This is a genomic window from Planococcus alkaliphilus (assembly GCF_057031095.1).
Window position 1 is genome coordinate 3250029 of sequence record NZ_CM168060.1, and the last position, 14714, is coordinate 3264742.

The following is a 14714-nucleotide window of genomic DNA, read 5'->3' on the forward strand; positions in this document are numbered from 1 at the left end:
TCAAATAAAATTATGTAAAATTTCAGTGAATATCGCTAAACTTGCAGTTTTCTTACGGACGTTCTTGTACAATGAATTTATCTACAGCTAGAGATTACGGGGGATAAAGACAAAGGGGATAGAGAGATGAAAAAGTTTACAAAGGAAGAAAAGAGTTGGGCGTTCTATGACTGGGGGAATTCAGCTTATTCCATTATCATCACTACTGCTGTGTTTCCGCTGTTCTATAAGTCCGCTGCCACTGACGCTGGGGTTAGTTTATCGGATTCAACCGCTTATTTAGGCTATACTATTGCTATTTTCACGTTTATCTTAGCCATGATCGGGCCAATCATGGGCACCATCGCTGATTACGAAGGCATGAAAAAGAAATTTTTCACTGGATTTTTCCTGCTTGGCACCGTTTCAACCGCCATGCTCGCATTTATTCCAAGCGATAATTGGCTTATGCTGCTCATTTGCTATACTTTCGCAGCTTTAGGCGCGACTGGGGCCAACTTGTTTTATGATGCTTTCATCGTTGACGTTACGACAGAAAAACGGATGAATAATGTATCGGCTTTCGGATACGGGCTAGGCTATATCGGTTCGACGATTCCGTTTATCTTGTCCATTGCCGTCATTTTGCTTGCAACGAATAATGTCATTCCGGTTTCCGTCATCAACGCCAGCCGCATCGCCTTTTTGATCACTGCTGTTTGGTGGATTGTTTTTTCCATCCCGCTGCTCCGAAACGTCCATCAACGCTATTACATTGAACGCGAACCGAGTCCAGTTGCCCAAAGCTTTAAGCGCCTTGGGAAAACTCTTCGGGAAATCCGCCAATACCGCGCGCTGTTCTTGTTTCTGATTGCGTATTTCTTTTATATCGACGGCGTTGGCACGATCATTTCCATGTCGACGGCATACGGCACCGATCTCGGCTTAAGTTCGACCAGTTTGCTGATTGTGCTCTTCGTCACTCAAGTAGTTGCTGCACCTTTCGCTATTTTATACGGTCGCCTGTCTGAACGTTTCACTGGAAAGAAAATGCTCTATGTCGGCATCTGCGTTTACATCGTCGTCTGCATTTACGCCTTTTTCTTGGAAACGATCACCGATTTCTGGATTCTCGCTATGCTCGTTGCAACGAGCCAAGGCGGAATCCAGGCGCTAAGCCGCTCGTATTTCGGAAAACTTGTACCAAAAGAGAACTCTAACGAATTTTTCGGCTTCTACAATATCTTCGGGAAATTCGCGGCGATTCTCGGGCCATTGCTTGTTGCTGTCACTTCCCAAGTAACCGGGAATTCAAGCATGGGCGTTTTCAGTTTAGTGGTTCTGTTCATTATCGGATTGGTCATCCTATCGCGTGTTCCAGAACCGACACCGCATGCGCCGGTCGATGAAGTCGCTCCGGAATAAATAATGAGAAAGCGGGTCCGGCGGATGCTGGACCCGCTTTCTTGTGAATTGCAGAAAATTGAACATAAACTTAAAGCTGTCTTCGGAATGAAGAAAAATTCCCCTCACCTCTAATTTTCTGCAACCTTTTTTCAAATCTCATTTTTGCCCCTCTATCCATCTCTAAATATTTATTATGTAAAAAATCATAGGCGGAATTTAGTGGGCATGATATGATTTTATTTAAAAATGGGGGGATGTCTGTGATATGGAAAACGAGAGGAGAATCCGTTGACAAGGAGCGTGCAGAAGTTCTATTGAGACGATTGCCGAAAACACATAAATCTTACCCATTAGCGAAAAGCGACTTGTGGAATGCGGAATCCGGGATAAGCGGAGAACGTCGGTTTGACGATTACTTTTCTGCCAGTAAACTCAACTTTTCGCATATTATATTGCACGATATTTCGTTAAAATCCGTCCTTCCTTTTCAGTTGGATTCATTGTTGATTACACCTTGGTGTTTGTACGTATTCGAAGTGAAGAATATGTCGGGCCGTTTGCATTTCAAACAGTCACCCCCACAGTTAATTCAAATAAAAGATGATGGTTCGGTTACTGGACGCAAAAGTCCGATTGAACAAATTGAAACTAACGAATGGCTGCTTGAAGAATGGCTTTCTTCTCGGGAATATTTTTTGCCGATAAGTTCAGTGCTCGTGTTTTCTTATCCGAAACAGATGCCGGAAAACTTGCCAAAAGAACAAATCTCGATTTTCTCGAGTCAATTGCCGCTATTTTTACATAAACTGGAGCCAGCAAAGGAAATTCTTAGTTTGAGTGGTATGCAAAAGCTTGCGGCTGAATTAAGAGCAGCGCATTCTCCATACGCCCATGATCCACTCTGTGCCAATTCTGCTTTTCCCATTGACGTGATGCACCGGGGCGTCTGGTGTGAAAATTGTGATTCACTTGGCATGAAACGGCAGTATGGCACGTGGTTTTGCCCAAGCTGCGGCATCTCGAGCAAAGACGCCCATATTCGCGCATTAAAAGATTGGAAAATTTTAACCGGCCACCCTTTGACAAATAAACTCTGCAGGGAGATTTTGCAGATTGAGGATCGCCACGTAGTCAAAAGACTGATGGCAGGAATGAAAATAGAAAAACGAGGAGCTTTTAAAGGAACAAATTATGTATTGGAAGCGCGTCGCTCGTATCGGGTGTGAAGTCGCTCGTATAACATAAAAGTCGCTCATAAAATGGTAAAAGTCGCTCGTATATGATTCGAAGCCGCTCGTAGTTCGAAAATTTGGTTCTCCGTCAAATGTTGGGGTGAGGTGAAATCTTCCTCACTCTAACCAACGTGAACTCCCATATTCTTATACTTGTGTGTCAGTAGTATTTTGGCGCGGGCGCGTTCGAAATTCTGAAAGCCGAACGCGTTCCGCTTAATCACTTTTGTCAGGTTATTGATGCCTTCCAAGAAACCATTGGAATACTTGAACGAGAAGCTGTTCAAGATTTCCGTCTGCCAGTTTCGGAAGGTGCCCATGGCTTTCTGGAACTCGGGAATGCCCGCTTGTTCCACCAGCCGATAAAATTCCAGCAACGCTTCTTTGGTCTTGAGGATTTCCTCGGGATCTCTTTTTTTGCTTGCCTGAAACCACGTGCAATACGCTTCCTTCAGTTCGTATGCTCGTTTGAGCTCCTCATCCATTTCAAGATACCGCTTCAAGTACCAACGGTCCTTTTCGGTTAACTTCTCACTGTTTTTGTAAAAGACGTAGCGCATCCGTTTGCCTTTTTTGCGGTCATAGTCGTTCCAACTTTTCTGCACGCGTCTGCGGACCGCGTCCAGCGCCCAGTAAATGTACCGGCAGAAGTGGAAGCGATCGGCGATGATCACCGGTTTGCCGAGTGCTTTTTTGACCGCGGCTTTAAAGGAATGGCTCATGTCCATGACGACGATTTCCACCGCAGCTCCGTGCTGTTGGAGATACTGTTTGATCGTCTCTTTTTTCCGGTTGGGCAGGATATCGATCGGTTCTCTCGTTTCGCCATCGGCGATAATCAGTTGGTACTTTCCTTCACGGGTGTCGCCTTTGTATTCGTCGATGGCGATCACACGCGGTAATTTTGCGGTTTCAGTAACTTCCTGGAGCGCCACCAGATCGAAACGCCGAACGATGGTCGAAGCGGAAGCGCCGTATTGTCCGGCCACTTCCTTGAACGTTTTCGCCTTGACGCTGCGCACATGAACCGCTTGGTTCCACTCTTTTGAGAACCGTTGATAGCGATCGATGAATGAATTCTTCTCGGCAAATTTCTTGCCACACGCCCCGCAAGCATAACGTCTTTTCTTGTAAAACAGGTAGGTCAGCCGTTCAAACCATTTCAGGTGCTTAATCTTTTGGATGCGGTAATCGTGGACACGCCGGGTCTTTTCCTGGCAGCGCGGACAGCTTTGGGCCCCCACCTCCAACTCCACATGTAGCGCCACACGGTCCTCCACTTGTTCCATTTTCGTTATTTTCACATCTTCTAATCCGGGAAATTTCATGGTAAAATTCAAGTGCACGCATCTCCTCTTCTTTACTTGTTATTCGACATTTCAAGTATAAAAGAATTTGGAGATTGCGTGTCTTTTTTTGGGCCGAATTGTTTCAACACCCCAACAATTAGTGTAGAACCGAAAATTTGAAGTTGCATAAAATAAAAAAACAGCTCAAGCCCCTTTTCAAAAAGGGGGCTTGAGCCGTTCTCATATTATTTATTATCTTTATTCTTCGGTGTAATGGTTGCGCTGCCTGAATCGTTTTGCGTGATATCGGCATCGCCTAATTCCACTACCTGTGTTTTGCCTTTATCTTGGTTGGCTTCTTTTTCGGCTTTCTTCACTTCTTTTTCAACTTGCTTCTCTGCTTTTTCGTGTTCTTTTTTCGCTTTTTCTTCTGCTTTCGCTTCTTTGATGACGACTTTTTCCTGCTTCTTCAATTCTTTTTCTTCTTTTTTCTCCGTACGCTTCGCTTTCAGCTCATCGACTTTGCCTTTTGTTGCATCTGTCGCACCGGAAGCTTTTTCTTTAACTTGGCCGACTTTGTCTTTTACTTGGTCGACTGTGCCGCTCAATTTTTCTTTCGTTTTGCCAGCGGTATCGGAAAGTTTTTGCGAAGAGCCGGAAGTTTTATCTTTTACCACTGCCTGCATCTCTTTGCCGCTTTTCGGTGTCAATAGGAGGCCGGCTGCTGCACCAATAATGGCGCCTGTAGCCGCTCCCTTGATAAATGCAGAGCTGCCGACGCCCCCTTTGCCCCCAGTTTGCGACAAGGGTTGATCAATTTTCCCGGTCCGCACTAAGCGTTCTTCCACTTCCTCAACGATTTCCTGCAAAGTGCGGCCTCTTGCATCAACAAGAGGGACATTCATGTGAAAATCAGCTAAATCCTCTTGATCACGGACGACTACGCAATCGTAGTCCATTGAATCTGTCTTGTCGGTCAACATTTCCGCTTTATAGCCTTTTTGTTCTAATGCATTTTTTACGGATACAAACGGTTCTTCTACTGCAATTTTCACCATCTTTTGTCCACTCCCTTTTCAAATTTGTCTCAATTTTGCTTATAGTGTTTTATTTCCCCTCTTTATCGATTGGATAAACGCAGTAGCAAGAATGAAACATTTTTAATATAAGGGTAATTTCGCTTGGCTCATAACTAGACGGCGAACAATCACTGCCCCAAGAATAGCTCCGGATAGGCTGGAGACGAGAAATGGCGGCATGAAGAACAGCGCTGCCGCTTCTGTGCCCATCAATAATTTGGCGTAAGGAACTGCAATGAGTGCGGCGAGAATGCCGGTGCCGACCACTTCCCCGAGTGCCGCCGCCCAAACTTTGCCGAATTTCATATAAAGCAACCCGGCAAGCAACGCACCGATCATGCCACCTGGAAAAGCAAGCAGCGAGCCGGTGCCTGTCATAACCCGGACGATTGCTGTCAGGAAAGCCACTAATACTGCAGCGGCAGGTCCGAAAATAACTGCCGTGATCACGTTCACTGCATGTTGGATCGGATAGGCGCGTGCAATGCCGGCTGGGAAAGAAACAAATGCAGAACCTGCCACGCTTATTGCCGAAAGCATGGCAAGGATGACCAATTTTCTCGTTTTCATTTATGGGCACCTTCCATCGCTGAATCTCTTAAGGCTGATACTTCTGCTGCAATATCAGCGGCATGTGAAATAGCGGTGATGACCGCAACTCCCAAAGCCCCTGCCTTCCAAACGGCGGCAGCATTTTCAGAACTGATTCCGCCAATCCCGACAATCGGCAGGTTCGGATAAGCTTCCTTAACCGTTTGGATGCCTGCCACTCCAGCTGGTGGTTTCGCATCAGCCTTTGTTGAAGTCGCAAATACAGGTCCCATGCCGACATAATCCGCTCCGCTTTCTACTGCCTGTTTTGCCTCCTCCAAGGAATGCACCGAAATGCCGAGCAGTTTGTCAGCACCCAAAATTTTGCGAACCGCTGCAGCTGGTGCGTCGTCCTGGCCGATATGGATGCCGTCTGCGCCAATTGTCCAGGCTAGCTCTATATCGTCATTGACAAGGAGAGGGGTTTGGTAGTGCTGGCACAACTCTTTACAGTCGAGCGCAAATTTCAGCAACTCCGCGCCCTTTAACGCATTGGGCCCTTTCTCACGCAACTGAAAATAATCGATGCCGGCTTTTAAAGCCTCTTCCAAAACTGCTAATGGATCTTTTCCTCCCGCATTCTCCGTTCCAAGAATAAAATAAACGACCGGTCCTTCACTGAATTTCGACATAATTCATTTCCCTTCTTTCGTTCATATATTTCCGGTAGGCGGCGTGATTGGTTGGCCCGTGCCCAGCTCCGATATTCAATTCACTGCTCAAAGCTGCATGGATAAATTGTTTAGCCGTGTAAACCGCGTCTTTAAGCGATTTTCCTTTTGCCAGTTCCGCAGTCAGCGCTGCTGAAAAGGTACAGCCGGTTCCATGTGTTTGCACTGTCGCAATCCGAGGCGACCGGAACAGCAGCTCTTCCCCGTCCTGATGAAGAAAGAAATCTTCTGCGACATATTCGTCCTTGCCATGGCCTCCTTTGATGATGACCGACTCGGAGCCATACGACAGAATCTTTTGCGCCGCCAGTTTCCGTGACTTGGAGTCAATGATGTCGATACCGCTCAAGACTTCCGCTTCGGGTATATTCGGCGTCACTACGGCAGCTATAGGCAGCAATTCCTTTTTCAGTGCAGCCCCTGCTTCTGCGCGCAATAAATTCGCTCCGCCTTTTGCAATCATGACCGGGTCGACGACCAGCTGCCGCCAATTGAAATGCCGAATCCACTTGGCCGTTTCTTCAATGATTTCTTCATTAAATAACATTCCGGTTTTCAATGCCGCTAGCTGAAAATCCTTTCCGACAGCCTGCAATTGAGTCCGAACGGCTTCTCTTGACATTGGGTAAATAGCGGCAACGCCTAGCGTATTCTGAGCGGTCACGGCCGTCAGAACAGAAGTCGAATAAACTCCGAGTTCCTGGAATGTTTTAATGTCCGCTTGAATTCCTGCGCCTCCTCCGGAATCCGATCCGGCAATGGTTAATACTTGTGGAATCATTTTTGCTGCAGCTCCTTTCCGGCGGGCAATTCGTTATCGCCTTTCCCAGTTCGGGACAATTGGTTCAGGAATTCGATTTGAAAACTGCCAGGCTCGGGAGCTGAGTGGCTTGCTCGTTCCCCTGCTTTCCCGTAAAAACGCAAGGCTTCTGCGGCAGCACTTAAAATATTATCCGGATAAACGGCTAGATAGGCAGCAACCACTGCACTTAGCAGGCAGCCAGATCCGGTAATCGCCGACATGAGCGGATGCCCAAAAGGAATTTCCACGATTTCTTTGCCATCCGTAAGAATATCAATTGAACCTGTTACGGCTACAACCAGACCGAGCCTGCCTGCAGCTTCGACTGCCAGCTGCTTCATATCCGCTTCACCGCTGCCGGCATCGACGCCTTTCCCTTGCCATTCGGTTCCGCAAATCGCGGCAAGCTCGCCTGCATTGCAGCGCAACACGGCAATATTCACTTCCGTTAAAATTCTTTTCGCCGCAGCTGCTCTGAAAGCTGTCGCTCCTACACCTACAGGATCCAGTACGACTGGGCGGCCCAATTGATTCGCTGTCTTTCCGGCAATGAGCATGCTTTCCAAAGTTTGTACGTTCAAGGTTCCAATATTGAGTGACACGGCTCCAGCAATTGCCGCAAGTTCAGCGGCTTCTTCCGGCGCTTCGCCCATGATCGGAGAAGCCCCAATGGCAAGCAATCCATTGGCCTGGAAGTTTGAAACGACGTGATTCGTAATGCAGTGGACAATCGGATTTTCAGCGCGCAATTTCTCACTCACTTTAAACACCCACCTTCGTGTATGGCTTTACCGTCCATGTCTGCATCGTCCAAGCTTGTTCCCAAAAATTCCATTCGTAATAGCTGCTTCTGCGGAAACGGTCCTTCAGTTCTTTGCGCCGTGTTTCGGTTAGTCCTTCTGCGAGAAGGTCCATCCGCTCGATCTGTTCGTTTACAAGTGCCGCAAATTCCTCTCCGCCATAAGTTTCGATCCAGCGGCTGTAGATTGGATGATCCGGCTTCGCTTCTTTAAGCCGGTCGCCGATTTCCTGATAAAGCCAGTAACAAGGAAGAATTGAAGCGAGGACGTCCGCCAAATCCCCTTCAGCCGAGCGGTACATATGCGATACATACGCGTAAGCATTCGGCGATGGTTCAAATTCATCCCAATCCTCTTCGGTCACTCCAAGAAGTTTCATGAATGATTCGTGCAAAGCCATTTCAGCCGCACAAGTATGCTCGGCATGAAATGCGAAGCGTTTGGTCGTTTCTAAATCTTTGGCTTTTACCGCACCGATTGCCTGTACTTTTGCAAAATGTGTTAAGTAATAGGCATCCTGCATAACGTAATAGCGAAAAATGTCTAAAGGCAGTGTCGCGTCTGCGATTCCTTTGACAAACGGATGTTCAAAACTTGCTTCCCATACTCCATTGCACTCCAACCGGACTTCTTCACAAAATTTCATTTCGCCATCTCCTTTTTTGCAAATAAAAACGCCACTCTCCAGTTAAGGAAAGCGGCGTGTGCGTATGCATTGAAAGATAGAGAAATAGCATGCTTCTCGCCACTTCCCTACGCTGGTATGATCCAGATCAGGTTCAAAGGGTCCGGGCTTATGCCCGTCTCAGCCGATATCCGGCTCCCCTAGTGGGTGTTTTATTTGGTTGTCGAAATCACTATAGCACAGATTCAACTTCTGCAAAAGATTTATCTGAGTTTTCAGCTTTGATGCGCATCCCATTCTCGGTATCAAAAAAGTGGGCATGCGACATATCAAAAGCCAGGCGAGCTGTATGGCCCGGCTCGATTGCGGTATCTGCCTCAACGCGCGCAATAAATTCCTGTTCAGCATAAGTGGCATAGAGAATGGTTTCTGCACCCGTCAATTCGGAAACGGTGATTGTCGCATCAAACTCACTGACCGGGAGTCCGGATAAATCTTCGCTGTTGACGTGGATATGTTCCGGCCGAATTCCCAGTGTCAGATGCTTGCCTTCATACCCGCGGCTATTCAGAACATCCAAGGTTTCCCGCGGGATGCTAATTGTCCGATCTCCCAACACAAATGCCCCTTTTTCCAATCGTCCATCAAAAAAGTTCATTGCCGGCGACCCGATGAAGCCTCCAACAAAACGGTTGGCTGGAAAATCGTAGACTTCTTTCGGGCTGCCGACTTGCTGGATATGGCCGTCCTTCATAATGACAATGCGCGTTGCCATCGTCATCGCTTCGGTCTGGTCATGCGTGACATAAATGGTCGTAGTTTTCAGCCGATGATGCAGCTTAGCAATTTCCGCCCGCATTTGGACGCGCAGTTTTGCATCCAAGTTTGAAAGAGGCTCGTCCATGAGGAAGACCTTGGCATCCCTGACAATTGCGCGCCCGAGCGCCACCCGCTGCCGCTGCCCGCCTGACAAAGCTTTCGGTTTTCTATCCAAGTATTCCCGCAAGCCAAGAATGTCCGCCGCATCTTCTACGCGCTTTCGGATATCCGCTTTCTTAAACTTACGCAATTTTAGTCCAAAAGCCATGTTTTCGAAGACCGTCATATGGGGATATAAAGCGTAGTTCTGAAAAACCATGGCAATATCCCGCTCTTTCGGCTGGACCTCATTCATCCGTTTTCCATCGATGAAGAATTCGCCTTCCGTTATCTCCTCGAGGCCAGCAATCATGCGCAAAGTCGTCGATTTCCCACAGCCCGAAGGACCAACGAAGACGATGAACTCCTCATTTTGGATTTCAAGATTAAAGTCTGTTACCGCTGTTGCGCCGTTGTCATAAGTTTTACCCAGATTTTTAATTGAAATCTCTGCCATTTTCAATTTCCCCATTTCTTTTTCTTAATTATATACAGTTTTCTGTTTATTACAAATACAACATAGAAAAGCAGAAGAACTTGTTATATACTTACCCACAAGAAGGAGCTTCTATGCTTCTTCAATTTGAAAGGAGGCTCGAGTATAAATAATTCTGTCGAGTACCCCTAATTACTTCGACAATCAAAGTAATTTCACGGTAAATAAAGCAGTATTTATAAACTTAAAGGAGTGAAACCGGATGAAAAACATGAAGATATTCATCATCGCGCTTGTTGGCCTTGCTTTAATGTTAAGTGGTTGCGCCGGCTTCAAGACCAGCAATAATGATGAAGAAGCGGTTAATGAAGACGGTAAAGTGGTTGTAGATTTTTGGACATTCTGGGGTTCTGAAATCCGCCGTCCGATTGTCGATAAAATCGTTGAAGATTTTAACGCATCCCAGGATGAGATCGAAGTCAAGCACACGTATAGCCCTTGGGGAGATATCTGGACGAAGGAATTAGCGGCGATTGCTGCCGGCAATCCTCCTGATGTTGTCATTAACGATATTAATGCCACAGCAATCCGCGGACAGGAACAACAAGCAATGAACTTATCGGAATTCTACGATAACAGTTTCTCAGAGAAATTCTACCCAGAACTTTGGAATGCTACACTTCACGAAGGCGATTCATACGGAATCCCTTTTAATACTGATACACGCGTCCTTTTCTATAATAAAGATGCCTTCGAAGAAGTGGGGCTGGATCCAGAAGATCCGCCGGAAACATGGGCTGAACTGGAAGAATATGCAGCGAAATTGGATATCAAAAACGGCAATAGCTACGACCGTCTCGGCTTTTACCCATTATGGGGAGTTGGCTACGATGTCTGGCTTTTGAACGCCAATGGCGAAAACTATTTCGGGCCGGATCATAATACCGAAACCGTCAATATCAATACGGAAAAGAATGTCGAAGTCCTGAACTGGCTAAAATCGTGGAAAGAGCGCATCGGTGAAGATGTTGTCAACTCCTTCCAAGCCCAAATCGATAGCCAGCAAGGAAACCCATTCTTCAGCGGCGACTTGGCAATGATTGTTCAACAGCCGACTTTTTATACGCAAATCCGCGATTATGCGAAAGATTTGAATTTCGGTGTTGTCCAGATGCCTGAATACGAGGAAGGAAACGGCCATACGAGCTGGGGCGGCGGATTTGTAGCTGAAATTCCCGAAGGCTCAAGCGATCCAGAAGCTGCATGGAAATTCATCGAATACTTGACTGGCGCCGAAGCGCAAGAATACTGGGCGGTTAAGAACTTCGATAACGTAGCGAACATTGAAGCAGCTGAGGCTGCTGCAGAATCCGATGAGCTGACAGAACAAGGCCAGATGGTTTATCAAATGGCCGTCGACAGCATGGAAGATACTTTGCTGACGCCGGCACCAGTAACAGCTCCTAGCTATTTCAACTACATTAATCCGCAGGTCGATGAGTTCTTCCTTGGATCAAAAACGGCTGAAGAGGCACTCGAAAAAGCCCAGACGGATGTAGAAAGCTTAATCGAAAAAAATCAATAAGTTAGGAGGAGGTCCTTTGGGAAAAAGAGGATTGTCCATGAGGCGCAAAGAAAGCATCTACGGTTACATTTTCATATTGCCGTTCATCATCGGTTTCATCGGTTTTACCGCTGGGCCATTGCTTTTTTCATTTGCGGGAAGTTTCACAGATTACAATATAACATCACAGATGGAATTCATCGGAGTTGAAAACTACCAAACGCTTATCGTGGAAGATGGTCTTTTTCGGACTTCTTTGTGGAATACGCTGTACTACGTCCTGCTTTCTGTCCCGTTGACGACATTAGGTGCCATCTTCCTTTCGGCCCTTTTAAATCAGGATGTACCGGGAATCCGTTTTTTCCGGACTTTATACTATTTGCCGGCAATTCTATCAGGCGTCGGAGTCTACCTTTTATGGATGCAATTGCTGGAACCCGGAACCGGGATGGTCAACCTGCTATTAGGCTGGGTCGGCATCGATGGGCCGAACTGGCTCTTTGACCCGGATTGGACTAAGCCATCTTTAATCCTGATGAAATTGTGGAGCGTCGGCGGTTCGATGCTCCTCTACCTTGCAAGCATGCAAGGCGTTTCCAAATCACTGTATGAAGCTGCTGAAATTGACGGCGCAAGCCGGTGGCGGCAATTCGTCCATATCACCATCCCTATGATTACGCCCGTCATTTTCTTCGACGTGGTGACCAGTTTAATCGGGGGCTTCCAAATTTTCCAGGAAGCTTACATTATGTCCGGGAATGGTGAAGGCGGTCCCGCCAATTCCCTCTTGTTCTACAATTTGTATATGTGGAACCAGGCATTCGAGAATTTCGATATGGGCTACGCCATGGCAATGTCGTGGATTCTATTCGTCATCGTATTCATTTTGACCGTCATCAACCTGAAACTTGCTCCCCGTTGGGTGCATTATGAAGGGGAGGACAAGTAAATGGACAAGCCGGAAGAAAAAACAGCTTATCTCGATGAACCGGAAAAACTTCAGACGATTTCAAAAACCGGATTTTTTGAACATCGCGGAAACCGCAATAATATGTGGCGCCTTTTCAATTTCGTTTTATTAGCAGCGGGAAGCCTGCTAATCTTGTCGCCGCTTTGGTGGATGTTTGCGACGTCTCTGAAGACGATGGCAGAAGTCATGTCCTATCCCCCTTCTTTCTTCCCAAAATCGTGGGAATGGGGGAATTACATCCGTACCTGGCAAGTAGCGCCTTTTACTACCTACACAATCAATACCTTGACCATCACAACCTTGGTTGTCATCGGAAGTGTATTGGCGAATTCGTTTATTGCCTACGGATTTGCAAAAATTCCGTTCCGCGGTAAAAACGTCTGGTTCGCCATTGTGCTTTCGACCATGATGATTCCCGGATTTGTTACGCTGATTCCCCAATACGTGCTATTTTCTAAATTGGGATGGGTCAATACGTATTATCCGCTCATCGTTCCGCACTTTTTCGGAAGTGCCTTTTACATTTTCCTGCTTCGCCAGTTTTATATGACCATTCCGACAGAACTGATCGAAGCAGCAAAAATCGAAGGGGCCAGCCATTTTTACATTTGGTGGAAAATCGGACTTCCGTTGACGAAGCCAGCCCTCGCGACCGTAGCAATTTTCTCATTTAACGGCGCTTGGAATGATTTTCTTGGCCCGCTTCTCTACTTGAATGATGAAAATCTCTATACTTTGCAGCTCGGGCTAGCCGTGTTTAAAGGGCAGCTGGATACGCAATGGAATTACTTGATGGCAGGATCGCTTCTCGTGCTCCTCCCCGTCATTCTATTGTTTTTCTTCTTCCAGAAATACTTTATCCAAGGCATCAACCTACAGTCCGGCGGAAAATAAACGCACTTGCCAAAGACCCTTCGCGAAATCTTGCGAAGGGTCTTCTTACGCTCGAAAAGCGTGTTGCGTGATGTGAAAATCAAAATTGTCGGTGTGTTTGCGCTGATACCCGTCTAGAACACGAGCGTTTCGCTGGTGAAATGCGCTTCCAAATACGAAATGCGAAGGCTATTTGCGTTTAAATTTTTTTATTTGCGTTCAAAGGAAGTTTATTTGCGCTTAGAAATTTTTATTTGCGCTCAGCGGATTTTATTTGCGTTTAAAGCATTGTTATTTGCGCTCAGCAATCTAAATAACCAAAAAAGGGCATCCCGAATGTCGGGATGCCCTTTTATCCTGCTCTTAAACAGCAGCTGTTTTTTCTTTTTTGATTTGCTTGCTGCGCAATTGTCCGCAAGCTGCATCGATGTCGGCGCCTTGTTCTTGGCGAACGCCACAGTTGATGCCTTTTTTCTTCAATGCATCGTAGAATGCACTGATGGCTTCCGGCGTGCTTTGCTGATACTGATCGTGTTCGCTGACCGAGTTGTACGGGATCAGGTTGACGTATGACAGATGGCGCTTGTCTTCAAGCAATTTCGCCAATTGATTCGCTTCTTCGACATGGTCGTTCACGTCGCGCAATAAAATATATTCGAATGTGATGCGGCGATTTGATTTCTCCAAATAGTAATCGATTGCAGCCATCAATTTCTCGATTGGATACGCTTTGTTGATCTTCATAATGCGTGAACGCAATTCATTGTTCGGCGCATGGATGGAGATGGCCAAGTTGACTTGCAAGCCTTCATCCGCATAATCGTAGATTTTCGGTACGATTCCGCTTGTCGATACTGTGATGTGGCGAGCTCCGATAGCCAAGCCTTTTTGGGAGTTCACCACATTCAAGAAGCCCATCAAGTTCGTATAGTTGTCGAACGGTTCACCGATACCCATAACGACAATATGGCTCACGCGCTCATCTTTTTGCTGAGCATCAAAGTGAGCTTGGACTTGCATGATCTGCTCAACGATTTCGCCCGCATTTAAATCGCGGCTCTTTTTCAAAAGTCCGCTGGCGCAGAAACTGCAGCCGATGTTGCATCCGACTTGAGTCGTTACGCAGACCGAGTTTCCGTATTTAAAGCGCATCAAAACGGTTTCAATCAAGTTGCCATCCTGTAAGCGGAAAAGGAATTTGATCGTGCCGTCTGCCGATTCCTGTTTTACCGCTTCTTCAAGCGTACGGATGGCAAAATTATTTTCCAGTAATTCAATGACTTCTTTGCTCAGATTGTTCATCTGGGAAAATTCAGTCACGCGTTTAATATATAACCAGTCCCATACTTGTTCAGCACGGTACTTCTTCTGTCCATTTTCTAAAAACCATTCTTTTAGCTGATCTATCGTCATACCATAGATGGAATTTTTCATTATTAGAACCCTCATTTCAGAATTTCACAATTGCTTATTATAAT

Annotated in this window: 14 protein-coding genes and 1 riboswitch; of the genes, 5 read left to right on the plus strand and 9 right to left on the minus strand. The window is 46.4% G+C overall.

The window, feature by feature from the left end; all coding sequences use genetic code 11:
• Window positions 1-126: 126 nt before the first annotated feature.
• Both AC2EXB_RS16930 and AC2EXB_RS16935 read left to right on the plus strand, forming a co-directional pair.
• The gene (locus AC2EXB_RS16930; protein ID WP_235197375.1) at window positions 127-1404 is read left to right on the plus strand and encodes an MFS transporter; all 1278 of its coding nucleotides are present in this window, start codon (window positions 127-129) and stop codon (window positions 1402-1404) included.
• Window positions 1405-1646: 242 nt separating this feature from the next.
• Window positions 1647-2612, plus strand: coding sequence for a nuclease-related domain-containing protein (locus AC2EXB_RS16935; protein WP_483602445.1), 966 nt, complete (start codon window positions 1647-1649; stop codon window positions 2610-2612).
• A 128-nt stretch (window positions 2613-2740) separates the two neighbouring features.
• On the opposite strand, the gene AC2EXB_RS16940 is transcribed toward AC2EXB_RS16935, so the two are convergent.
• From AC2EXB_RS16940 to AC2EXB_RS16975, 8 genes are all read right to left on the minus strand, one after another.
• On the minus strand, window positions 2741-3964 hold the full coding sequence (locus tag AC2EXB_RS16940; protein ID WP_483601885.1) for an ISL3 family transposase: 1224 nt from the start codon (window positions 3962-3964) through the stop codon (window positions 2741-2743).
• A gap of 188 nt (window positions 3965-4152) precedes the next feature.
• On the minus strand, window positions 4153-4965 hold the full coding sequence (locus tag AC2EXB_RS16945; RefSeq protein WP_483602446.1) for a YkuS family protein: 813 nt from the start codon (window positions 4963-4965) through the stop codon (window positions 4153-4155).
• Between the two features lie 102 nt (window positions 4966-5067).
• The gene (gene thiW / locus AC2EXB_RS16950; protein WP_483602447.1) at window positions 5068-5556 is read right to left on the minus strand and encodes an energy coupling factor transporter S component ThiW; all 489 of its coding nucleotides are present in this window, start codon (window positions 5554-5556) and stop codon (window positions 5068-5070) included.
• Window positions 5553-6209, minus strand: a complete 657-nt coding sequence (gene thiE / locus AC2EXB_RS16955) for a thiamine phosphate synthase (protein ID WP_483602448.1) — start codon at window positions 6207-6209, stop codon at window positions 5553-5555. The genes thiW and thiE overlap by 4 nt, the downstream gene beginning before the upstream one ends.
• On the minus strand, window positions 6193-7029 hold the full coding sequence (thiD, locus tag AC2EXB_RS16960; RefSeq protein ID WP_483602449.1) for a bifunctional hydroxymethylpyrimidine kinase/phosphomethylpyrimidine kinase: 837 nt from the start codon (window positions 7027-7029) through the stop codon (window positions 6193-6195). The genes thiE and thiD overlap by 17 nt, the downstream gene beginning before the upstream one ends.
• On the minus strand, window positions 7026-7811 hold the full coding sequence (thiM, locus tag AC2EXB_RS16965) for a hydroxyethylthiazole kinase (protein WP_483602450.1): 786 nt from the start codon (window positions 7809-7811) through the stop codon (window positions 7026-7028). Before thiM ends, thiD begins: the two co-directional genes overlap by 4 nt.
• A 1-nt stretch (window position 7812) precedes the next feature.
• Window positions 7813-8496 carry a thiaminase II gene (gene tenA, locus AC2EXB_RS16970; protein WP_483602451.1) on the minus strand — a complete coding sequence of 228 codons (684 nt, stop codon included), beginning with the start codon at window positions 8494-8496 and terminating at the stop codon, window positions 7813-7815.
• An 87-nt stretch (window positions 8497-8583) separates the two neighbouring features.
• Window positions 8584-8687, minus strand: a riboswitch (TPP riboswitch).
• A gap of 20 nt (window positions 8688-8707) precedes the next feature.
• Window positions 8708-9850, minus strand: coding sequence for an ABC transporter ATP-binding protein (locus tag AC2EXB_RS16975; RefSeq protein WP_251476266.1), 1143 nt, complete (start codon window positions 9848-9850; stop codon window positions 8708-8710).
• 241 nt (window positions 9851-10091) lie between these two features.
• Between AC2EXB_RS16975 and AC2EXB_RS16980 the strand changes: the two genes are divergently transcribed.
• The 3 genes from AC2EXB_RS16980 to AC2EXB_RS16990 are packed head-to-tail and all read left to right on the plus strand — an operon-like array spanning window position 10092 to window position 13257.
• Window positions 10092-11414: an ABC transporter substrate-binding protein gene (locus AC2EXB_RS16980; protein ID WP_483602452.1), complete on the plus strand. Its 1323-nt coding sequence runs from the start codon at window positions 10092-10094 to the stop codon at window positions 11412-11414.
• A 16-nt stretch (window positions 11415-11430) separates the two neighbouring features.
• Window positions 11431-12342 (plus strand): carbohydrate ABC transporter permease, encoded by a 912-nt coding sequence (locus tag AC2EXB_RS16985; RefSeq protein ID WP_251476270.1) that lies wholly within the window; start codon window positions 11431-11433, stop codon window positions 12340-12342.
• The gene (locus tag AC2EXB_RS16990; RefSeq protein ID WP_309296768.1) at window positions 12343-13257 is read left to right on the plus strand and encodes a carbohydrate ABC transporter permease; all 915 of its coding nucleotides are present in this window, start codon (window positions 12343-12345) and stop codon (window positions 13255-13257) included.
• Between the two features lie 342 nt (window positions 13258-13599).
• On the opposite strand, the gene rlmN is transcribed toward AC2EXB_RS16990, so the two are convergent.
• Window positions 13600-14670, minus strand: a complete 1071-nt coding sequence (gene rlmN / locus AC2EXB_RS16995) for a dual-specificity RNA methyltransferase RlmN (RefSeq protein ID WP_251476273.1) — start codon at window positions 14668-14670, stop codon at window positions 13600-13602.
• Window positions 14671-14714 lie beyond the last annotated feature (44 nt).

Coding starts and splice junctions, on each gene's coding strand:
- AC2EXB_RS16945 (WP_483602446.1), bottom strand. CDS start 4,965: ATGGTGAAAATTGCAGTAGAAGAACCGTTTGTATCCGTAAAAAATGCA.
- rlmN (WP_251476273.1), bottom strand. CDS start 14,670: ATGAAAAATTCCATCTATGGTATGACGATAGATCAGCTAAAAGAATGG.
- thiE (WP_483602448.1), bottom strand. CDS start 6,209: ATGTCGAAATTCAGTGAAGGACCGGTCGTTTATTTTATTCTTGGAACG.
- AC2EXB_RS16990 (WP_309296768.1), top strand. CDS start 12,343: ATGGACAAGCCGGAAGAAAAAACAGCTTATCTCGATGAACCGGAAAAA.
- thiD (WP_483602449.1), bottom strand. CDS start 7,029: ATGATTCCACAAGTATTAACCATTGCCGGATCGGATTCCGGAGGAGGC.
- AC2EXB_RS16975 (WP_251476266.1), bottom strand. CDS start 9,850: ATGGCAGAGATTTCAATTAAAAATCTGGGTAAAACTTATGACAACGGC.
- tenA (WP_483602451.1), bottom strand. CDS start 8,496: ATGAAATTTTGTGAAGAAGTCCGGTTGGAGTGCAATGGAGTATGGGAA.
- thiW (WP_483602447.1), bottom strand. CDS start 5,556: ATGAAAACGAGAAAATTGGTCATCCTTGCCATGCTTTCGGCAATAAGC.
- AC2EXB_RS16980 (WP_483602452.1), top strand. CDS start 10,092: ATGAAAAACATGAAGATATTCATCATCGCGCTTGTTGGCCTTGCTTTA.
- AC2EXB_RS16930 (WP_235197375.1), top strand. CDS start 127: ATGAAAAAGTTTACAAAGGAAGAAAAGAGTTGGGCGTTCTATGACTGG.